At 67.5% G+C, this 18,913-nt stretch carries 19 protein-coding genes; 7 read left to right on the top strand and 12 right to left on the bottom strand.

Annotated elements, in window-relative coordinates:
• Positions 1-19 precede the first annotated feature (19 nt).
• From ACQ4LY_RS16780 to ACQ4LY_RS16765, 4 genes are all read right to left on the bottom strand, one after another.
• On the bottom strand, positions 20-421 hold the full coding sequence (locus tag ACQ4LY_RS16780) for a RidA family protein (protein WP_431073332.1): 402 nt from the start codon (positions 419-421) through the stop codon (positions 20-22).
• Between the two features lie 86 nt (positions 422-507).
• Positions 508-1,485, bottom strand: coding sequence for a zinc-binding dehydrogenase (locus ACQ4LY_RS16775; protein ID WP_431073330.1), 978 nt, complete (start codon positions 1,483-1,485; stop codon positions 508-510).
• A 46-nt stretch (positions 1,486-1,531) separates the two neighbouring features.
• Positions 1,532-1,954: an organic hydroperoxide resistance protein gene (locus tag ACQ4LY_RS16770; protein ID WP_431073328.1), complete on the bottom strand. Its 423-nt coding sequence runs from the start codon at positions 1,952-1,954 to the stop codon at positions 1,532-1,534.
• Between the two features lie 25 nt (positions 1,955-1,979).
• Positions 1,980-2,447, bottom strand: coding sequence for a MarR family winged helix-turn-helix transcriptional regulator (locus tag ACQ4LY_RS16765; protein ID WP_431073326.1), 468 nt, complete (start codon positions 2,445-2,447; stop codon positions 1,980-1,982).
• Positions 2,448-2,560: 113 nt separating this feature from the next.
• Here ACQ4LY_RS16765 and ACQ4LY_RS16760 point away from each other — a divergent pair, with 113 nt between their 5' ends.
• A complete protein-coding gene (locus ACQ4LY_RS16760) occupies positions 2,561-3,694 on the top strand; it encodes an AI-2E family transporter (protein ID WP_431073324.1) in 1,134 nt (377 codons plus the stop codon).
• Positions 3,695-3,776: 82 nt separating this feature from the next.
• Positions 3,777-4,403 (top strand): hypothetical protein, encoded by a 627-nt coding sequence (locus ACQ4LY_RS16755; RefSeq protein ID WP_431073322.1) that lies wholly within the window; start codon positions 3,777-3,779, stop codon positions 4,401-4,403.
• A 66-nt stretch (positions 4,404-4,469) separates the two neighbouring features.
• Here ACQ4LY_RS16755 and ACQ4LY_RS16750 read toward each other — a convergent pair whose 3' ends face one another.
• On the bottom strand, positions 4,470-5,639 hold the full coding sequence (locus tag ACQ4LY_RS16750; protein ID WP_431073320.1) for an AI-2E family transporter: 1,170 nt from the start codon (positions 5,637-5,639) through the stop codon (positions 4,470-4,472).
• A 170-nt stretch (positions 5,640-5,809) separates the two neighbouring features.
• Here ACQ4LY_RS16750 and ACQ4LY_RS16745 point away from each other — a divergent pair, with 170 nt between their 5' ends.
• Positions 5,810-7,438, top strand: coding sequence for a DHA2 family efflux MFS transporter permease subunit (locus ACQ4LY_RS16745; RefSeq protein ID WP_431073318.1), 1,629 nt, complete (start codon positions 5,810-5,812; stop codon positions 7,436-7,438).
• On the opposite strand, the gene ACQ4LY_RS16740 is transcribed toward ACQ4LY_RS16745, so the two are convergent.
• Positions 7,424-8,260, bottom strand: a complete 837-nt coding sequence (locus ACQ4LY_RS16740) for a LuxR C-terminal-related transcriptional regulator (RefSeq protein WP_431073316.1) — start codon at positions 8,258-8,260, stop codon at positions 7,424-7,426. The two genes, ACQ4LY_RS16745 and ACQ4LY_RS16740, sit on opposite strands and share 15 nt — an antisense overlap.
• Before the next feature lie 91 nt (positions 8,261-8,351).
• On the opposite strand from ACQ4LY_RS16740, the gene hxlB reads away from it, so the two are divergent.
• Positions 8,352-8,933, top strand: coding sequence for a 6-phospho-3-hexuloisomerase (gene hxlB, locus ACQ4LY_RS16735; RefSeq protein ID WP_431073314.1), 582 nt, complete (start codon positions 8,352-8,354; stop codon positions 8,931-8,933).
• 77 nt (positions 8,934-9,010) lie between these two features.
• Positions 9,011-9,634 carry a 3-hexulose-6-phosphate synthase gene (gene hxlA, locus ACQ4LY_RS16730; protein ID WP_431073312.1) on the top strand — a complete coding sequence of 208 codons (624 nt, stop codon included), beginning with the start codon at positions 9,011-9,013 and terminating at the stop codon, positions 9,632-9,634.
• 69 nt (positions 9,635-9,703) lie between these two features.
• Here hxlA and ACQ4LY_RS16725 read toward each other — a convergent pair whose 3' ends face one another.
• The 4 genes from ACQ4LY_RS16725 to ACQ4LY_RS16710 form a co-directional block, all read right to left on the bottom strand.
• Positions 9,704-10,633 carry an HAD family hydrolase gene (locus tag ACQ4LY_RS16725; RefSeq protein WP_431073310.1) on the bottom strand — a complete coding sequence of 310 codons (930 nt, stop codon included), beginning with the start codon at positions 10,631-10,633 and terminating at the stop codon, positions 9,704-9,706.
• A gap of 24 nt (positions 10,634-10,657) precedes the next feature.
• Positions 10,658-11,518, bottom strand: coding sequence for a formylglycine-generating enzyme family protein (locus tag ACQ4LY_RS16720; protein WP_431073308.1), 861 nt, complete (start codon positions 11,516-11,518; stop codon positions 10,658-10,660).
• 70 nt (positions 11,519-11,588) lie between these two features.
• Positions 11,589-13,130 (bottom strand): arylsulfatase, encoded by a 1,542-nt coding sequence (locus tag ACQ4LY_RS16715; RefSeq protein ID WP_431073306.1) that lies wholly within the window; start codon positions 13,128-13,130, stop codon positions 11,589-11,591.
• A 207-nt stretch (positions 13,131-13,337) separates the two neighbouring features.
• Positions 13,338-14,171: a mechanosensitive ion channel family protein gene (locus tag ACQ4LY_RS16710; RefSeq protein ID WP_431073304.1), complete on the bottom strand. Its 834-nt coding sequence runs from the start codon at positions 14,169-14,171 to the stop codon at positions 13,338-13,340.
• Positions 14,172-14,355: 184 nt separating this feature from the next.
• On the opposite strand from ACQ4LY_RS16710, the gene ACQ4LY_RS16705 reads away from it, so the two are divergent.
• Together ACQ4LY_RS16705 and ACQ4LY_RS16700 are read left to right on the top strand one after the other, a co-directional pair.
• A complete protein-coding gene (locus tag ACQ4LY_RS16705) occupies positions 14,356-15,462 on the top strand; it encodes a DUF998 domain-containing protein (RefSeq protein WP_431073302.1) in 1,107 nt (368 codons plus the stop codon).
• Between the two features lie 39 nt (positions 15,463-15,501).
• Positions 15,502-18,048 (top strand): LuxR C-terminal-related transcriptional regulator, encoded by a 2,547-nt coding sequence (locus ACQ4LY_RS16700; protein ID WP_431073300.1) that lies wholly within the window; start codon positions 15,502-15,504, stop codon positions 18,046-18,048.
• Positions 18,049-18,056: 8 nt separating this feature from the next.
• Here the strand turns inward: ACQ4LY_RS16700 and ACQ4LY_RS16695 are convergent, their stop codons facing one another.
• Together ACQ4LY_RS16695 and ACQ4LY_RS16690 are read right to left on the bottom strand one after the other, a co-directional pair.
• On the bottom strand, positions 18,057-18,497 hold the full coding sequence (locus tag ACQ4LY_RS16695; protein WP_431073298.1) for a DUF6325 family protein: 441 nt from the start codon (positions 18,495-18,497) through the stop codon (positions 18,057-18,059).
• A gap of 4 nt (positions 18,498-18,501) precedes the next feature.
• Positions 18,502-18,888, bottom strand: a complete 387-nt coding sequence (locus ACQ4LY_RS16690; protein ID WP_431073296.1) for a hypothetical protein — start codon at positions 18,886-18,888, stop codon at positions 18,502-18,504.
• Positions 18,889-18,913 lie beyond the last annotated feature (25 nt).

Raw genomic sequence — 18,913 nt, 5'->3', positions numbered from 1 at the left:
TCACTCGCGGATGACCTCGTCACTCGCGGATGACGGCTGCCACCGCGCTCACCTCGATGAGGGCCCCGGGCACGCCGAGCCCTGCGACGAGTGCGGCGGTGACCAGAGGCGGAGCACCGTCTCGCGTGAGCGTCGAGGCGACGGCACCGTAGGCGGAGCGGAGGTCGGCATCCTGATGGATGTGGATGGTCCAGCTGACGACATCGTCGAGGCCCGCGCCTGCGGACTCGAGCGCGATGCGAGCGTTCTGGACGGCCCGGAGCGACTGCTCGGCGGCATCCGTCGAGACGAGTGCTCCGTTTTCGTCGACGCCGTTCTGACTGCCGACGAGGATCGTCGTCGCCCCTGGGGGAATGACGGCGACATGGCTGAAGGCAGGGCTCACGACGAGTCCTGCCGGCTGTGCGAGTGTGATCTCCATGCGCCGATTCTGCACCTGGGTGCCGACATCCGCGAGGGGCTCGGCGAGCAGCGAACGGGGCGGGCGCGGAGCCCGCCCCGCGCAGCTCAGAACTTCAGCAGGACCTTGCCGACGCGGCCGGCGGTGTTGCTCGCACGCACGGCGTCTGCCGCGTCCGCCGCGTCGAAGACGCCGGCCACCGGAAGGGTGAGGGTTCCCTCGGTGACGCGCTGGATCAGCTCTCCGAACAGGGCGCCGCGGGTGGCGGCATCCATGGTCTGGATGACCTTGCTGCCCCAGAAGCCCTTGACCGTGGCCTGCTTGAAGATGACGTCGCCGGAGGCGATCTCCATGGTGGGGGAGTTCATCGCGCCGAAGGCGACGAGCGTTCCACCCTCGCCGAGGAGCGACAGCACGTCACCGGCCGACGATCCGCCGACCGAGTCGACACCGAACGCGATGTGGGCTCCGCCGGTCAGCTTCGCGACCTGCTCGCGCCAGTCTTCCTGATCGGTCGAGACGACGTTCTCGATGCCCTGCTCGCGAAGCTCGTCGACGCCTGCAGCGCGGCGCACGAGTCCGATCACGTTCACGCCGCGAGCCGCTCCGAGCTGAGCGAGCATGCGCCCGACGGCGCCGTTCGCGGCGTTCTGGACGATCCAGTCGCCCGTCTCGGCTCCCAGGAACTGCAGCAGGCTGATCGTGCTGAACGGCATCGAGACCAGCTGGGCGGCGCTCTCATCGCTCAGCGACTCGGATACGAGGATGAGTCCTGCGGCATTCGCGACGACATACTCGGCCCAGGCGCCGAACGTGCCGCCCGTGGCGACCCGCTGGCCGACGGTGAGGTTCTCGACGCCCTCGCCCAGTGCATCGACGATGCCGAGCGCCTCGGTGCCGGATGCTGCGGGCAGCTCGGGCTTGAAGCCGTAGGTGCCGCGAATCGTCCAGAGGTCGTGATTGTGGATCGGCGAGAGCACGATCCGCAGCCGCACCTGGCCGGGGCCGGGCTCGGGCGTGGGGCGGTCGGTGACGGTCAGAACCTGCTCGGGATCGCCGAAGGTGTCGTGGGTGAGGGCGCGCATGATGTTCTCCTTGTGGGATCGGTCGTGGTGGATGGTGTCGAGCGGATCAGTCGTCGGTGACGGTGATCGCGACGTCGATGTTGCCCCGCGTGGCGTTCGAGTAGGGGCAGACCTGGTGCGCGGCATCGGCGAGAGCCTGAGCCTGGTCGTGAGGGAGGTCGGGGATGACGACCTCGAGCTGCACGGCGAGGCCGAATCCGCCCTCGCCGTTCGAGCCGATCTGCACGCGAGCGCCGACAGAGGAATCGGTGATCTTCATCTTCTGTGCGCGGGCGACCGTCTGCAGCGCGGAGTGGAAGCAGGCCGCGTAGCCGGCGGCGAACAGCTGCTCGGGGTTCGCGCCGTCTCCGCTGCCACCCATCTCCTTCGGAATGGCGAGGTCGAGGTCGAGGCGGCCTTCGCCGGTCGCGACACGGCCGTTTCGTCCTGCTCCGGTGGCGAGTGCTTCGGCGGTGTAGAGAGCGTCCATCGTGTGGATTCCTTCCGGGTTGGGGTCAGTCGGCGCGCGGCGTGCGCGCAGAGGGTGCCGGCACGGCTGCCGAACTCTGCAGCCGCGCGGTGAGGTCGTGAAGCTCGGCGATCAGACGGTGACGCTGGTCGTCGTCCTGCATGCCGGCGAGGGCGGCGATCGCGGTGTGGACCGGTGCGACCTCGGAGCGGAGTGCCGTTCCCGCGTCGGTCAGTCCGACGGTGACGACACGCTCATCGGCCGAGTTCCGCGCCCGTGCGACATAGCCCGCCTGCTCGAGGCGCCGGACGAGAGGGGAGAGCGTGCCCGAGTCGAGCTGCATCGCATCGCCCAGTGACCCGATCGTCTGCTCGCCCTCCATCCAGAGGATCGCGAGCGCCAGGTACTGGGGATAGGTCAATCCCCACGGTGCCAGGAGCGAGCGATAGGCCTGGGTCGTCGCGCGTGCGGCGGAATACAGGGAGAAGCACACCATCTCATCGGTCACGGGCATCCATAAAGTATTGCACGTGATTAGATTGTGCACAATCTAATCACTCGCCCGCCTCACCCGAAGCGGGCGAGCGACGATCCTGACCGCCGGGAACATCTCGTTACTCTGCTGACGTGGACGACACCACATCCGCAGAAGACGGCTCGACCGTGCCGCCGGCTCCGCCGCGGTGGGGGCGTCTGCAGCGCGTGCTGCCGGCGTATCCGCTGCGCTCCGGCTTCGCCGTCGCCATCGGCGTGCTCCTCGCGATCGCGCTCGCCGCGACGATCGCGGGCATCTCGACGGTGCTGATGTCGATCTTCCTGGGCGGGTTCCTCGCCCTGGGCCTTGATCCTGCCGTGCGCGCACTGGAGCGTCGCGGGGTGCGCCGGCCCGTCGGGGTGGCGATCGTCGCCGTCGGATTCCTGGTCCTCGTCGCGGCGATCCTCGTCATCGTCGTGCCCGCCACCGTGCGCCAGCTCGCGGCGGTGATCGCGAACGCACCGGAGACGATCGAGTCGGTGCAGGAGAGCGACTGGTATCTGAGCCTCGAGCAGAACCTCGGCGTCGATCTCTCCGCCGTCATCGCAGACAGCGTGCACTCTCTCACCACGTTGTCCTCGGTCCTGACCATCTCCGGTGGAGTGCTCAAGGCGGGATTCGGCGTGATCGGCGCCGTGTCGAGCTTCGTGATGGTCTCGGTTCTCACGCTGTACTTCGTCGCCTCGCTGCAGAGCATCAAGACGACGGCGGCGCGACTCGTGCCCGACTACCGCCGTGAGCGCTTCTCCCGGTTGCTCGACGAGGTGACGTCTTCTGTGGGCGGCGTCGTCGCCGGCGGCGTGACGCTTTCGGCCATCAATGCCGCCGTGGTCCTCGTGCTGCAGCTCGTCGTCGGTTCGCCCGCGCCGGCGCTGCTGGCCATCGTGGCGTTCTTCATCACACTCGTGCCGATGATCGGCTCGCTGGTGTTCCTCGTGATCGGTGGAATCGCCACTCTCTTCGTCAGCCCCACCGCCGCGCTGGTGTTCGTGCTCGCTTACTTCGTCTACATCCAGGTCGAGGCGTACATCGTGACGCCGAGGGTGATGGGGCGAGCCGCCGCAGTGCCGAGCGTCCTCGTGATCATCGGCGCGATGATCGGTGCGACGCTGCTCGGGCTCCTGGGAGCGCTGGTCGCGATCCCCATCACTGCATCGATCCTGATCATCATCCGTCAGGTGTGGATACCGCGTCAGGATCGGGAGACGTCGGCTCCGGCGGACTGACCGACGCTTCCGCTCGTTGCCGGTCACCCGTGTCGGGTGAGTGTCCGCGCACATGCTCCCCGTCCGCGCCGACAATGGGCGCATGAACGAGCCCTCCCACGATCGCCCCCGAGTCGACCGGATCCTGGACATCCTCACGGTCGTCCTGCTCTCGATCACTGCGGTCATCACCGCCTGGTGCGGCTTCGAGGCGTCGAAGTGGGGTGGCGAGATGTCGATCGCCTTCAGCCAGGCATCGAGCGCGCGTGTGCAGGCGGCGTCGGCGGAATCGACGGCGCAGGCCGCGCGTCAATACGACCTCACGATCTACACGGAATGGGTGCTCGCGGAGGCCGACGGCAGACAGGAGCTGGTGCAGTTCATCGAGGATCGGTTCACGCCCGAGTTCGCGCTCGCCTTCGACGCCTGGAACGCGGAGGACCGCGCATCCCAGGGCCCCTTCGCGATGGAGGAGTATGTGCCGCCAGGGGCGGCCGAGGCGGAGGAACTCAATGCCCGCGCCGACGCCAAGTTCGACGAAGCTCTCGTCAACAACCAGCGGGGCGACGACTACTCGCTGCTGACGGTGCTGTTCGCCCTGGTGCTCTTCTTCGCCGCGCTGTCGCAGCACCAGAGCGCGGCCTGGCGCCGCCGGACGTTCCTCGCTCTGAGCGCTGCCATCGCTGTCGTCGGCTTCGTGATCCTGCTGACCTTCCCGATCAAGATCTGATCGGCGAGCGGACGGCCGAGTGCGGCAGCTCTCGGGCGGCTCGCGGGCGGTCGGACATGTCGTCGGTCATGACGGTCGCCGTCCGACTCCGTGCTGATTCCAGGGGATGCGCCGCCTCGCTCGGCGGGTGTCCTCGCGCGGAGAGCCGCGCGCGATCTCGCGCGAAGAGGGGATCGCACCGCGATCTCCGGACACCCACCGCAGCCACACGGCGTCGTCGTCTCTGCCGCCGAGCAGCAGGGCCCGGGCGAGCAGTGTCAGTGGGACAGCCAGCAGGGCGCCGACCGGTCCGATGATCACCGTCCAGAACACGACCGCGAAGAAGCTCAGAGTCAGGCTCAGTCCGACCGCATCGCTCACGAACTTGGGCTGGACGAACACCTGCAGCACGACGTTCACGAGGCAGTAGACGGCCACGACCCCGAGCAGCAGAGGCCAGCCGCCGACGGCGAGGGCGAGGATCGCCGGGGGGACGAGTCCGATGACGAAACCGATGTTCGGAATGAAGTTCGTGACGAAGGCCAGCACGGCCCAGAGGAGGGGGGCGGGGACCCCGAGCCACCACAGGGCCAGGCCGTCGATCGTGGCGACGACCGCGCCGAAGACGGTGTTGACGACGTAGTAGCGACGGATGTCGGAGTTCAGGCGTGCGATCCGCGCGATCGTCTCGGCCCTGCGGGCACCGAACACGATCGAGGCGCTCTGGTATCGCCCGGCATCCACCGCCATCACGACCACGTACGCGCAGACGAGGAACAGGGCGACGGCGATGCCGATGGCCGCCGAGCTCGCACCGGCGACGAGGCGGAGCAGACCGGACACGGCAGCGCCGGATGCGTCGGCGCCCGGTGGTCCGAAGGCGCCGGAGACCCACGTGTCGAGCTGCCCGGTGGCATGAGTCAGATCGCCGCCGGGGGAGAGATCGCGGATGAGCCGGGTGAACTGCACGCCGGCGATCCAGACGAGCGCGCTCATCGAGAGCATCACCGAGTACGCGAGCGCGATGATGGCCGCGACGCCGACGCTCCGTGGCCACCCTCGTCGGGCGAGGGCAGTGCTCGCCGGGCTGCAGATCACGACGATGACCAGGGCTACGGCGAGCGGTGCGATCACATCCCGGAGCAGGAACACGCCGGCCAGCGTGATCGCCGCGCACGCCAGCACCACGAGGACTCTCGTGCCGGCGGCGCGAGTTCGGCCGCGAGGCCGTGATCGCTGCTCCGCCGACTCTTCCATCGCGCTCTCGACCCTCTCGCCCCGGTGCACCGTGCACGACGTGGGCGGCATCATCCTGGCATCGAGCGGACACGACGAGAGCGGCCTCGTCACCCCTTTCGGGCGATCCGAGGGCACGCCCGATGGCCGCCACAGCGCCAGTCCATATTTTGCTAGCTAAGCTAGTAGTCATGGAACGATACTTTCGTCTGCGGTGGGTGGGCCTGGTCTTCATCAGCATCGCGGTCTCGCTGATCATCGTCGACTCGACGATCGTGAACGTCGCGATCCCCGCGATCGTCGACGACCTGGGCATCACCTCGACCGAGGTCCAGTGGGTGCAGGAGGCCTACACGCTGGTCTTCGCCGCACTGCTCCTGGTGTTCGGCAGCCTTGCCGATCGATTCGGCCGCCGTCGGGTGATGCTCATCGGCGTGGCGGTCTTCGCGGCGTCATCCGTGCTCGCGGCACTCGCACCGGACGGCGGGATGCTGATCCTGGCCCGCCTCGCGCAGGGCGTCGGTGGAGCGATGATCCTGCCGACGACCCTGTCGATCATCAACGCCACGTTCCGCGGGCGGGAACGCGGCATCGCCTTCGCAGTGTGGGGATCTACGATCGGCGGCATGGCCGCCGTCGGACCGTTGCTCGGCGGATGGCTGACGACCGCCTTCTCGTGGCGATGGGCCTTCGGCATCAACATCCCCCTGGGAATCATCATCGTCGTCGGCGTGCTTCTCACCGTCGCCGAATCGCGCAGCGATCGCGCCTCCCGCATCGACGTCGTCGGGGCGATCCTGTCGGTCGTCACCATGGGAAGCCTCGTGTTCGGCTTGATCGAGGGGCGTACCTACGGATGGTGGCTCGTGGATCAGCGTCCGCAGATCGGAGACTGGAAGTGGCCGCTCGACCTCTCGCCGATCCCGTTCGCCTTCGCGCTCGCCCTCGTGGCGCTGATCGCCTTCATCGCCTGGGGCGTGCACCGTGAGCGCCGCGGCAAGTCCACTCTGCTGGCGCTCAAGCTGTTCTCCATCCCCTCGTTCCGCAACGGCAACATCGCCGCGACCGTGGTCTCGCTCGGCGAGTTCGGCGTCATCCTCGCACTGCCCCTCTGGCTGCAGTTCGTGCTGGGGTTCGATGCGCTGCAGACGGGCCTGCTGCTGCTGGCGCTGGCCGGTGGCTCGTTCGTCGCCAGTGGCGCCGCCGGGGCAGCGAGCGGCAAGGTGGCACCGGTGTGGGTCGTGCGTGTGGGGCTGATCGCCGAGATCATCGGCGTCGCGGGCGTCGGCTTCGTCATCGCTCCCGACGCCTCGTGGGTGCCGCTCATCCCGTTCCTGTTCGTCTACGGGCTCGGTGTGGGTCTCGCGACCGCTCAGCTGACAGGCGTCGTGCTCGCCGATGTGCCGGTTGCCGACAGCGGCGCTGCATCCGGAACCCAGTCGACCTCCCGGCAGCTCGGCGCCGCGCTCGGAGTCGCCGTGCTCGGCACCGTGCTCTTCACGAGCACCGCCGGGATCCTCGCCTCCTCGCTCGATGACCGAGGGCTTTCGGCCGATCAGCGCGACCAGGTCGTGTCATCGGTCGTCGACAGTGCCGGTGCGGCGATCAGTGGACTCGAGGCGAACCCCGAGACCGCAGCCATCGCAGATGACGCCAAGGCCGCCTTCTCCGACGGCACGCGCTTCGCCGCGTGGACGGCAGCCGGCTTCCTGACGCTGGGGCTGCTCTCGACGATCTCTCTCGGATCGACGACCCGCTCTCGCTCCGATGAAGACGAGACGGCGCTCGATGTCATCCCCGAGGCGTCAGCGGGCGAGTGACGCCAGCTCTCCGCGAGTGCGGCATCCGGTCTTGCGCAGCAGATTCGACACATGGAATTTGACGGTGTTGTCGCTGATCCCGAGCGTCGATGCGATCTCCCGGTTCCGTGACCCTCCGACGACGAGCCGGAGGACCTCGCGTTCTCGGGTGGACAGCTCGGTGACGTCGCCCAGAGGCTCGGGTGCGGCCGGCGGGTCGAGCGGGAGGCGGATGTCGATCGCGGAACCCCACCCCTCGGTTGACGACACGGCCAGATCTCCGTTCAATGCGACGACGCTCTCGGCAGCCGGGCGAAGCGCATCGTCGCGCACCGAGAGGTCACCGCGCCCGTCGTCCCTGATCCCGATCAGCAGGTTCAGGCCGTCGCAGTCCCACTGGATGCGCACCCGACGGGCTGTGCCGTCGTCGACGATCGCGAGGACCGAGTTGCGGACGATCGCCCGAGCCGCGTGTGCGACCTCGCTCGGCAGCGCGCGTCCGGTCGTGGGCGGCTCGACGAACTGAAGGTCGAGGTTGCCGAACCGCTCCAAGGGGCGGAGGTCGGACTGAAGCCGGGCGAAGGCGCCGACCACCGGTTCCAGGACGGCATCGCGGTGCTGATCGCTCGCGACGCGCAGCTGCACCAGCGCACTCGCGGCGGCCTCGATCGCGAGGTTCCGTGCCGCTCGGTCATCGAGTCGATCGGAGCGCAGGATCGCGAGCAGCGATTCCAGGGTCACGGCATGTCGATCGCCGAGCTCCGAGAGCGCCCGCGCGCCCTCCTGCTGCGCGCGTCGGAGAGCGGGGGAGTCGATCGTCGGAGTCGGGTCGATGGTGGTCACCTACCCATCATGCCCCACCCACTCCTTCGGGTAGGAGGAACCATGCGATCGGGCGGGGGCACCGCCGGGAGCGCGGGCGCACGATGGAGGGATGGACGTGATGGAGGTCGGCCTCGGGCATTCCCTGGGGCTCGTGTCGAATGAGATCAGCACCGTGCTCGGATCAGTGATCCGCACCGACCCTGCCGCCCTCGGACGCGTGTCCGATCTGGTGGCCGAGGCGCCTCGGGTCTTCGTCCTCGGAGCAGGACGCTCCGGTCTCGCCCTGCAGATGACCGCGATGCGGCTGATGCATCTGGGGTTCGATGTCCACGTGGTGGGGGAGACGACGACACCGGCGATCTCACGGGACGACCTCCTTCTCGTCGCGAGCGGTTCGGGAACGACCTCAGGCATCGTTCGTGCAGCGGAGACTGCGGTGGGGGTCGGCGCCAAGGTCGCGACGATCACCACCGACGGATCCTCGCCGCTCGCCGCGCTCTCGGGGCCGGCGACCATCGTCGTGCCGGCGGCGGGCAAGCTCGATCGCTCAGGTGCGGCCTCGGCCCAGTACGCGGGCAGCCTCTTCGAACAGGCCGTCGTGCTGATCGGCGATGCGCTGTTCCACGCTCTCTGGGCACGGAGCGGCCAGGATGCGGATGATCTCTGGCCTCGTCACTCGAACCTCGAATGACCACGACGGCCGGCACACCGCAGTGACCGGTTCGTCACAGTCACCACTCGCATGACCGCAGCAACGAAAGGAACACGATGAAGCTGCAATTCGCAATGGACACTCTCACGACGGAGGCCGCACTCGCCCTGGCCGAGGCGGCTGCTCCGCACGTCGACATCCTCGAGCTCGGCACCCCGCTGATCAAGAGCGCGGGCCTCAGCGCCGTCACCGCGATCAAGCAGGCGCATCCCGACAAGATCGTCTTCGCCGACCTCAAGACCATGGATGCCGGCGAGCTCGAGGCCGACATCGCCTTCACCGCCGGTGCAGACCTGGTGACCGTTCTCGGCACCGCGGGCGACAGCACGATCGCGGGAGCCGTCAAGGCAGCGAAGAAGCATGGCAAGGGGATCGTCGTCGACCTGATCGGAGTGAAGGACAAGCCCGCGAGGGCGAAGGAGGTCGTCGAACTGGGCGTCGAGTTCGTCGAGATGCACGCGGGCCTCGACGAGCAGGCCGAGGAGGGCTTCACGTTCGACACGCTGCTGCGTGACGGCGAGGCTTCAGGAGTGCCGTTCTCGGTCGCAGGCGGAGTGAACGCCGCGAGCATCGCGTCGGTGCAGAAGTCGGGCGCGCAGATCGCGGTCGCCGGAAGCGCGATCTACAGTGCGCCGGATGTCGGCGCCGCCGCAGCCGAGCTCCGCGCAGCCATCGGCTGACGGCACTCGACTTCATCTGACAGAGAGGGACCTCGCCCACCCGGGCGGGGTCCCTCTCTGTGATGCAGGTCACGACTGCGGGGCGAAGACCGTGTCCCAGTCGTCCTTCACGCTCACACGCGTGAAGCCGGACGAGTCGACCTGCGCGAGCGCGTCCTCGGCGCCCTTGTCGTAGGGGGCGTCGCCGCGTCCGGTGTCGTCATCGTGGTGCACGAGCAGACTGAGCGAGCGCGGGTGCTTCTGCACGAACCGCAGCATGGGGACATCCCCGTTGGAGTTGCCGGCGGCGAGCAGTGGGCGACGGCCGATCCTCGTCCAGATGCGGATCGGCTTCTGCGGTCCGTCGTCGAAGAAGTCGAAGGTCTCGCCGTAACGCACGTCGTTGCTGTCGCTGTCGTAGCGGAGCCCGACGGCGGAGCCGATCACGCGCTCGGGCGGGATGCCGTAGGTATCGACCGTCATCGGGCGCATGAAGTCCCGGTCACCACCCGAGACTATGTAGCAGGTGAAGCCGTGCGATTCGAGATATCGGAGCAGCTCCACCATGGGTTGATACGAGACGGTCGTATAGGCGCGGGAGAGTGTCAGATGCCTCGCATCGCGGTAGAAGGCGGCGACGGCCGCCTGATAGTCGTCGACGCTCAGACCGATCGTGGTGCGCACGAGAGCACCGATCAGGGTGTGCAGATCCGAGTCGTCCCCGGCATAGTGCTTGTCGATCGCGCCGCCCAACCAGGCGTAGTCCCCATCGACGGCGGCCTTGTAGGGCTGCTGCGCGGCGAGCGCCGGGTCTTCGCGACCGGCCGCGGCCCACTGCTCCACGATGTAGTGCAGCTGGGTCGGCATGGGCTTCTCCGTCCAGAGTGTGCCGTCGTTGTCGAAGACGGCGATGCGCTCTTCGGGTGGCACAGCGTCGGGTCCGGTCGTGACCGCCTCGACGAACTCGACGATCGCATCTCGGCTGGCGCCCTCGCGCCACGAGGGCAGGGGTGTACTCATCTCACGTCTCCTCTTCTTCTGCTGTCAGCTGCGGGCCACTCGGAATCCGATGTGGCTCATTCCGGTGTCGATCATCTGCCCACGTCTGGCCGCCGGACGGTAGCGACGGCAGTAGCTGTCGGCACAGAGGAAAGAACCGCCCTTCACGGTCTTGCGCGGCACATCGAACTGACCGGACGGGTCGACGCTCTCCTCGCGGCTTCCCCCGCGGGGGTTCGACGGGGCGCAGCATCCGCCCTCACCGTCGTAGTCGTGGTACCAGTCGGACGTCCACTCCCACACGTTGCCCGCCATATCGAACAGACCGTATCCGTTGGGCTCGAACGAGCGCACGGGGGCGGTCGAGCCGTAGCCGCGGATGGCACGCCAGGGGAAGTCTCCGTGCCAGTAGTTCGCGCGCCGCTCACCCGCAGACTCCGATTCATCGCCCCAGGTGTACGCGGCCCCGTCGAGACCGCCCCGCGCTGCGAACTCCCACTCCGCTTCGGTGGGCAGGCGCAGTCTCGCCCAGTCGGCGTAAGCCTGAGCATCTTCGTAGGCGATGTGCACGACGGGATGCTCGGCCGCGTCGCCGATCGACGAGCCTGGGCCGAACGGGCGTCGCCAGTTCGCCCCGGGGGTCCACGCCCACCATTGACTCAGATGGCGCAGATCCACGGGACCAGGCGTGCCGGTGAAGACCATCGAGCCCGGCTGCAGGTTCTCCACCGGGGCGCCGGGGAAGTCGGCCGGGTCGAGCGGTCGCTCGGCGACGGTGCGATAACCGGTGGCGCGCACGAAGGCCGCGTACTCGCGGTTCGTGACCGTGGCTGGACTCATCCAGAAGCCGCCGACGCGCACACGGTGCGCCGGCGCCTCCTCGGGGTAGTGGTGATCGGAGCCCATGGTGAACTCCCCGCCGTCGATCCGCACGAGGCCTTCGACGGCGGGGAGTATCGAGATGTTCGTGATCAGGTCAATCGCCCCCGGCGAGGAACGCCTCGAGTTTCGCGACCGCCTGATCGATGCTGAACGTCGCGGCCTTCTGACGAGGGGGGAACTCCTCGAAGGTCTCGAGGAACTGAGACACCAGGCTCGTCGCGGCGAGTATCAGGAAGTCGTTCTCGAACAGCCAGTCGAAGTAGGTGTTCGACGTCTGGTCCGCCCGTTCGTAGGGATCGGTGCGCAGATTGAACAGCTTCGGCACTCGCAGCGGCACGAACGGCTCCATCCACACCTGGAGAGTGCCCTGCACCCGCTGCTCCATGAAGACGACCTTCCAGTTGTCGAAACGCAGCGCGAGCACATCGCCGTCGTCCGAGAAGTAGATGAGGCCCTTGCGGGGGCTCTTGTCGACCTCCCCTGTCAGGTAGGGGAGCAGGTTGTAACCGTCGATGTGCACCTTGTAGGTGACGTCGCCGATCTCCTTCCCCTTCTTCAGCTCATCGACCGTCGTCGTGTCACCGACCGCCGCGAGGAAGGTCGGCAGCCAGTCGTGGTGCTGGACGATCTCGTTCGAGATGCTCCCGGCCTCGATGTGCCCGGGCCAGCGGATCATCTCGGGGATGCGGAACGCGCCTTCCCAGTTCGTGTTCTTCTCGCTGCGGAACGGAGTCATGCCGCCGTCGGGCCACGTGTTCATGTGGGGGCCGTTGTCGGTCGAGTAGATGACGATCGTGTCGTCGGCGATGCCGAGCTCATCGAGCTGGTCGAGCAGGCTGCCGACGACCTTGTCGTGGTCGATCATCGTGTCGTGATACTCCGACTGCCAGCGCCCCGCCTGACCGATGCTCTCGGGCTTGGGATGCGTGCGGAAGTGCATGTGGGTCGTGTTGACCCAGGCGAAGAACGGAGTGTCGTCCGCCACCGCGCGCCCGATGAAGTCCTGGGCGGCCTCGGCGAAGACCTCGTCGATCGTCTCCATGCGCTTGCGCGTGAGCGGGCCTGTATCCTCGATGCGCTGCTTGCCGCGCGGTCCGTATCGGCCGTCGACGGTGTCGTCGTACTCGTCGGTCGCCCAGCTGTGCAGCACGCCGCGGGGTCGAGCGCGGTCGTTGAACCCGGGGAACTCCTCCGGCGAGGGCCAGTTCGCCGCCTCGGGTTCCTCCTCCGCGTTCAGGTGGTAGAGGTTTCCGAAGAACTCGTCGAAGCCGTGCACTGTGGGCAGGAACTCGTTCTTGTCGCCCAGGTGGTTCTTGCCGAACTGCCCGGTGGCGTACCCGTGGGGCTTCAGCACCTCGGCGATCGTGACGTCTTCGGCACGGAGGCCGATGTCGGCGCCGGCCATCCCGACCTTGCTCAGGCCGGTGCGGAACACGCTCTGCCCCGTGATGAACGACGACCGGCCTGCCGTGCAGCTCTGCTCGCCGTAGGAGTCGGTGAAGCGCATGCCCTCTTCGGCGATGCGATCGATGTTCGGGGTGCGGTAGCCCATCAGGCCGTCGCTGTAGCAGCTCAGGTTCGAGATGCCGATGTCATCGCCCCAGATCACGAGGATGTTGGGCTTGCCGCCAGGCATCAGAGACCTCCCTGATCGACGAGGCGCGAGCGATGGGTCGTCACCGGCGGTGCACCGGCCTGTCGAGTTGATCGAGCTGTCACGTGTTGCATGTCTGACTCCCGTCGCTGTCGATGGTGATGCTGTCGATGGTGATCATGTCGATCGTGCACGCCGGCCGGAGCCCACGGTAGGTCTGCTCACCTCCTGAGGGTGAGGCGTCGCGAGTCAGATCTGCTCGGCGGCGACTAGGGGGTTCTCTCCTCGGCCGGCGACCACGACAGCGGTGATACCGGCGGCGTCCAGTGCCGCGGCCACCTGCCGCACCGCGTCGGACACCACTGCCCCGCCGCGCAGGGGATGGTGCCACAGCTGCAGGGAGAGGATCCATCGCGTCGGCGAAACGGATGTCGTCAGGACCTGAGGGTGTTCATTGCGGTGGACCCCGTCGATCTCGCCCGCAGCATCGAGAACGACCGCGATCAGGCTCTCCAGATCACGGCCCTCGGCACGGGCCGCCCGGATCTCGACGGTGCTCCGTCGAGCACCGTGGCGTGATTCGTTGAGCAGTACTCCCGCGAGCAGCAGTGCGTTCGGAACGTGTGCAGTCCTGCCGTCGGCAGTCGAGATGATGACGGAGCGGCCGGTGAGTTCCCTGACGACCCCTCGGATCGCGCCGTCCGGTCCCTCCACGCAGATCTGCTCCCCGATCTTCACTGACTGCCTCGACTGGAGCAGCACTCCCGCGGCGAAGTTGTCGGCGACTCCGCGCAGCACGAGGAAGAGTACGACGACGGCGATCGCCGTCATGGCGAGCAGCGGCTGCACGTTCGCGCCGAGGAAGGCGAGCCCGATGCCGATCCCCACGAGCAGCAGGGTGTACTGCGTGACGCGCGCGGCGAGCTGTGCGACCGAGTCCGAGATGCCGCGAGTGCGTGCGGCGAGCTTGAGAACCGCGCGATGCGCGAAATGGGACGTGACCCAGCCGACGACCACCGACAGGATCGCGAGTACGACCTGCCAGGTCGTGATGCCTGAGGGGAACAGATCGTCGAGGCTCATGGCAGCCCCCTGCGTGCCTTCGAGTGGCTCAGCCTCGCTCTCATGTCTTCCAGAGTGATCTGCATCCGTCACTCGCGTGCGCTCCGATCACCCGCGGCGGGTGATCCGTGTGCGTCTTTCCCCCTCGCCCTGATCGGATGAAGACTCCGTCGCGGGGCGATCGCATCGGGTCGACACTGTCATGATGATGACGAATCCCGCACCGCAGGATCTCCTCGATGTCGCACGATCGAGCACCCAACCACGAGAGCGTGCCCGTGAGGCGATCGGCCTGCAGATATCGATCGGCGCGTTCATCGTCACCGGCCTCGTCGCGCTGCCTGTCTTCGGGCTGCGGTCGGCGCCGATCGCCGGGAGCGGGTCGGTCGGACAGTTCGCGGCGATAGCGTCGGCCGCGACAGCGATCGTCGTCTTCGTGCTGGGGTACGTCGTCGCCTCAGACCGCACCGCACCGAGACAGGCGCGGGTGCTCGTGATACTCGACCTCGCTGCCGTCGCGTTCGCGCACGCCGTGATCGCCCTGCTCGGCTGGACGCTGGTCGCCACGATCATGGAGCAGGGGTTCGAGGGCGCGGTGGTCTTCCCGATCCCCGTGCTGCTGCTGTCGGCCGCCACGGCAGGAGTCACGGCCTACATCGTGTACTTCTCCGCTACCCACATGGACCTGCAGCTGCTCGCGCTCGTGCTGGCCGTCTTCCTGGTGTTCGGAGTCGTCACGAGCATGCTGACCGCCAGCGACCCGCTGTGGTGGAAGGACAACCTGAGCGCCCTCGGAATGACGAACGATCTCTCAGCGCGAACCTTCAATCTCACGCTGATCGTGGCGGGGATCCTCGTGACCACGCTCGCTCGCACCGCGACGCGGGGGATTCCGACCCCCAACCCCCGCGGCGTGACGGGAGTGCGGACGAGCCTCGTCGTCGTCGGGATCTTCCTCGGCCTCGTCGGGGTGTTCCCGGTCGATGAGTTCTTCGCCCTGCACACGGGCGTCGCTTCAGGCATGGTCGTGGCCTTCGGCATACTCGTGTTCATGCTCCGGCGGTGGATTCCCGGAGTGTCGCGCACGTTCCTCATGCTCGGTTTCGTGTTCATCCTCGTGATCGTGGCGCTGGCGGTGCTGTTCGCCGTCGGCTACTACACACTCACAGCGGTTGAGCTCGTGGCGGGAGTGCTGGTGTTCACCTGGATCATCCTGTTCATCCGCACCGCGGATGCTCTCACGCGCGACGCCGCCGCGACGAATGCGACGCATTCTGCGCCTGCAGGTGCAGTGATGGATGCGCGCGCATGAGTCCTTGTCCCCACCCCGATATATCAGTACGTTGAACGCATGGTCAGTCTCCCCCGCCTGACGAAGCCCGGGCCCGAAGTGCGATTCAGAGCTCCCTCGCGGCCACCTGGCGTCATCTCCCGGGAGCGGGTCACGACAGCGATCGACGCCGCGGTCGAGAGCAGCCCGCTCACCGTGATCAGCGCGCCGAGCGGCTTCGGCAAGACGATGGCTGCCGCAGAATGGGCCAAGTCCGAAGACGAGGTCGCCTGGCTCGCGCTGAACGCCTACGACTGCGATCCGAGCAGGCTCGCGCAGGGCGTCGTGGATGCTCTGAATGTCGCCTCCGAGCGAGCCGGGGGTCCGCTGCTCTTCCCGCGCGATCTCGAGGATCCGGGCCGCGCCTATCAGGAGATCTGCCGCGTGTTCGCCGACGTCGACAGCACGATCCATCTGGTCGTCGACGACGCGCACCGGGCGGGAGAAGACTGGCGGAACGGCTTGCTGGGGCTTCTCGCGGAGCAGGCGCCCGATCGGCTGAGGATCATCCTCGTCGGAACGACTCTCCTCGAGGTGACCTCGTCCAGGCAGCGGCTGATGAACCCGGAGTCTTTCGTCGGTTCCGACGTCCTGAGCTTCACCGAATCCGAGGTGCGGACGCTCCACGCCAGGGAGCCGGTCGATCTCGCCCCCGAGTCGATCCTCGAGGAGACGCGGGGGTGGCCCATCGCCGTGCGCCTGATGCTGATCGGCGGAACCCGCCCCGACTCCGATGCGGCGATCGCCTCGGCCTTCCTCGGGGACTACGTGCGAGAGCACGTCCTCGAGGTGCTGTCGGCAGACATCTCGCGTTTCGTCCTCGAGGCGAGTGTCTGCGGCGAGCTCACCGGTGACCTCGCAGCGGCGGTGACCCAGGATCCTCGTGCGGCTGAACTGCTCGAGACCTGCGTGCGGCTCGGACTGTTCCTCGACAAGTTCGAGGGCCCTCACTGCCCGGTGTATCGGTGGCATGCGGCATTCGCGAAGCAATGCGCCGAGATACTGCAGACCGACCCCGCTCGCGCTGCGGCGTGTCATCGTCGGGCTGCCGCGCACCTCGACGACACAGACCCCATCTCCGCGATCGCCCACTCGCTCAGAGCGGAGGACACCGAGCGCGCCCGTCAGACGCTTCTCGACCATTGGGTGGGACTCGTCGTCGGGTCGGCGGCCGCAGAGGTCGAGCGCACCGCGACCGAGATGCTGCGCCACGCACCCGACGATGCCGAAGTGCTCCTCATCCGTGCCTGCGCGAGCGATGTGCTCGGCGACCGGCACGTCGCACGAGAGCTCTTCCACCGGGCGGTCGGCCTGATCGACGCAGCCGACCGCACCCGGCGCCCTGCGGTTCTGCAGCTGGCGCACCTGTTCATCGCCGACGATCGCGATCAGCTCGTTCAGGCGAGCGCCGATGTGCGCGAGATGCTCCTGAGCGAGGATGCGACGGCGCTCAGTGATCGTGCCGCGATCAACTACCTGATGGGCTGGACGGAGATCCGCCACCGCACCGAGCCCTCCCTGCCTGTGGAGTACTTCGCGGCGGCGGCCAGGGAGGCACAGAACTCGGGAGACGACGAGCTCGCCAAACGTGCTCTGGGTCATCTCGCCTTCGGGCAGACGTGGGCGGGACAGTTCACCGCTGCGCGCGCGTCGCTCGCGGCCGTCGAGCGGATGGACGGTGTGCGGCTGTCCTGGAACACGTATGCCGGCGGTAGTGCAGAGGCGGCCGCCGGGTATGTCTCCTACTGGTCCGGCGACGTCGACGAAGCGATCGACGACTTCGGCGCCCTGCTCTCGAACGGCGGCGCGGATCGGTCGTTCACGAGCATCGCACGAATGATGATCGCCTACGCCACCGCAGAGACCGGAGACGCCGCGGCCTGCCGCCGTGCGGCGATCGGAATCCAGGACATCCCGCTCGAGACCGTGCACGGGATCGCCTGGCCGGTGTTCCGCGAATCCTCGATCGGACTTCTGGAAGAGGCCGTCGGTCGTCAGGATCGGGCGCTGCGGATCGCGGGCAAGTACGTGCAGTGCCCCGACCTCCCGGTGGTGTGCGTGGCACTCGCCGGTGTCTTCCGCCGGGCGGGGGAGTACGCCACAGCCCTCGAGATGCTCCGAAGCCTCCGCACGTTCTCGGAGGTCTCATACGTGAAGGTGTCGACCTTGATCACCGCTGCAGTCCTGCGGCGTCACGCGGGCTATCACGATGGGGCACACGAGCTCTGCGAGGCTGCGCTCGCCGTCGCGTCGGCGGAGGACATCCGGTTGCCGTTCGGTCCGCGCGAATCCGCGGTGCGCAAGCTGCTCCACGAGCACGTGCACTTCGGCAGCCAGTTCGAGGACTTCATCGCTCGCTGCCTCGTCGTCGAGGTGTCCGGTTCGCGCGTCGACGCCCTCTCGGATCGAGAGCGGGATGTCTACCAGCAGCTCCAGACCGCTCGCACTCTTCCGGAGATCGCGGCGGTCCTGAACCTGTCCATCAACACGGTGAAGACGCATCAGCGGTCGATCTACCGCAAGCTGGGCGTCTCTTCGCGTCGCGAGGCGGTGCAGACCACGGTCTGAGGCGCAGCTCAGCGGAGGTCGCGCGTCGACCCGAGCACCGCGTTCGCCACCGCGGCAGGGATGAACTGCGTCGCGAGGACGGTGTCGCCGTTGAACGTCAGCTCCGCGGAGAACTGCTCGGCCCACGTCGGCTCGACCAGGATGAGCAGGGCGGACGTTGCCACAGGGAGCACGGCGGCGAAATGTCGCACGTCGTCTTCGGCGACCAGGCCCCGAGCATGAAGCTCGAGTCCGGCGAGGGCGAACTCGTCGGAGTCCACCTCGATGAGACCGAACTCGTGTGGCGTCGGGCGCCGGATGAGCAGCACATCGAGAACGCGCACGGTGCCGGCCTCCACTTGCCTCAGCAGCGCCTCGAGAACACTCGGGCGGAGATGGTCGGAGTCGAGTCTCACGACGAAGAACTCGACGTCGCCGAGAGCTCGCGTCACACCGACCATCTCGCCCATGTCATCAGCTGAGGGCTCGGGCCTTGATGGACGCGAACTCCTCGTTCGTGATGGTCCCCGCGGCGAGGAGCTTCGACGCCTTGTCGATCTCATCACTCGGGCTGTGCGACGCCACGCTGCGGATGTACGAGTCGGCTGCATGCCGCTGCTCCTGATACGCGGAGGCCCCCCGCTCGGCCATCCCCTGCCCGCGGGCGATGAGGTAGACCAGCGCCGTGAGGAACGGCACGAAGATCAGGAAGATGATCCAGATGGCCTTGACCCAGCCGTTGACCGAGTGGTCGCGGAAGAGGTCGGCGACGATGTTGAAGAGCACCATGAGGTACGAGATGAACACGAATGCCCAGAAGAACCACCAGATGATGGCCCAGAAGCTGTCCCAGATCGACATCATCGACTCCTTTCGTTGAGGTAAT

Origin of the sequence: Microbacterium phyllosphaerae (assembly GCF_050628115.1) — a bacterium.
GTDB lineage: Bacteria > Actinomycetota > Actinomycetes > Actinomycetales > Microbacteriaceae > Microbacterium > Microbacterium phyllosphaerae_A.
The sequence above is the reverse complement of the archived record's forward strand: the minus strand, read 5'-3'. Positions and strand labels throughout refer to the sequence as shown.

What these genes read in the sequence shown, in the direction of transcription:
- ACQ4LY_RS16780 (WP_431073332.1), bottom strand. Translation starts at nt 421, where the DNA reads ATGGAGATCACACTCGCACAGCCGGCAGGACTCGTCGTGAGCCCTGCC.
- ACQ4LY_RS16775 (WP_431073330.1), bottom strand. Translation starts at nt 1,485, where the DNA reads ATGCGCGCCCTCACCCACGACACCTTCGGCGATCCCGAGCAGGTTCTG.
- ACQ4LY_RS16770 (WP_431073328.1), bottom strand. Translation starts at nt 1,954, where the DNA reads ATGGACGCTCTCTACACCGCCGAAGCACTCGCCACCGGAGCAGGACGA.
- ACQ4LY_RS16765 (WP_431073326.1), bottom strand. Translation starts at nt 2,447, where the DNA reads ATGCCCGTGACCGATGAGATGGTGTGCTTCTCCCTGTATTCCGCCGCA.
- ACQ4LY_RS16755 (WP_431073322.1), top strand. Translation starts at nt 3,777, where the DNA reads ATGAACGAGCCCTCCCACGATCGCCCCCGAGTCGACCGGATCCTGGAC.
- ACQ4LY_RS16750 (WP_431073320.1), bottom strand. Translation starts at nt 5,639, where the DNA reads ATGGAAGAGTCGGCGGAGCAGCGATCACGGCCTCGCGGCCGAACTCGC.
- ACQ4LY_RS16745 (WP_431073318.1), top strand. Translation starts at nt 5,810, where the DNA reads ATGGAACGATACTTTCGTCTGCGGTGGGTGGGCCTGGTCTTCATCAGC.
- hxlB (WP_431073314.1), top strand. Translation starts at nt 8,352, where the DNA reads ATGGACGTGATGGAGGTCGGCCTCGGGCATTCCCTGGGGCTCGTGTCG.
- hxlA (WP_431073312.1), top strand. Translation starts at nt 9,011, where the DNA reads ATGAAGCTGCAATTCGCAATGGACACTCTCACGACGGAGGCCGCACTC.
- ACQ4LY_RS16725 (WP_431073310.1), bottom strand. Translation starts at nt 10,633, where the DNA reads ATGAGTACACCCCTGCCCTCGTGGCGCGAGGGCGCCAGCCGAGATGCG.
- ACQ4LY_RS16720 (WP_431073308.1), bottom strand. Translation starts at nt 11,518, where the DNA reads ATGGGCTCCGATCACCACTACCCCGAGGAGGCGCCGGCGCACCGTGTG.
- ACQ4LY_RS16715 (WP_431073306.1), bottom strand. Translation starts at nt 13,130, where the DNA reads ATGCCTGGCGGCAAGCCCAACATCCTCGTGATCTGGGGCGATGACATC.
- ACQ4LY_RS16710 (WP_431073304.1), bottom strand. Translation starts at nt 14,171, where the DNA reads ATGAGCCTCGACGATCTGTTCCCCTCAGGCATCACGACCTGGCAGGTC.
- ACQ4LY_RS16705 (WP_431073302.1), top strand. Translation starts at nt 14,356, where the DNA reads ATGATGACGAATCCCGCACCGCAGGATCTCCTCGATGTCGCACGATCG.
- ACQ4LY_RS16700 (WP_431073300.1), top strand. Translation starts at nt 15,502, where the DNA reads ATGGTCAGTCTCCCCCGCCTGACGAAGCCCGGGCCCGAAGTGCGATTC.
- ACQ4LY_RS16695 (WP_431073298.1), bottom strand. Translation starts at nt 18,497, where the DNA reads ATGGGCGAGATGGTCGGTGTGACGCGAGCTCTCGGCGACGTCGAGTTC.
- ACQ4LY_RS16690 (WP_431073296.1), bottom strand. Translation starts at nt 18,888, where the DNA reads ATGTCGATCTGGGACAGCTTCTGGGCCATCATCTGGTGGTTCTTCTGG.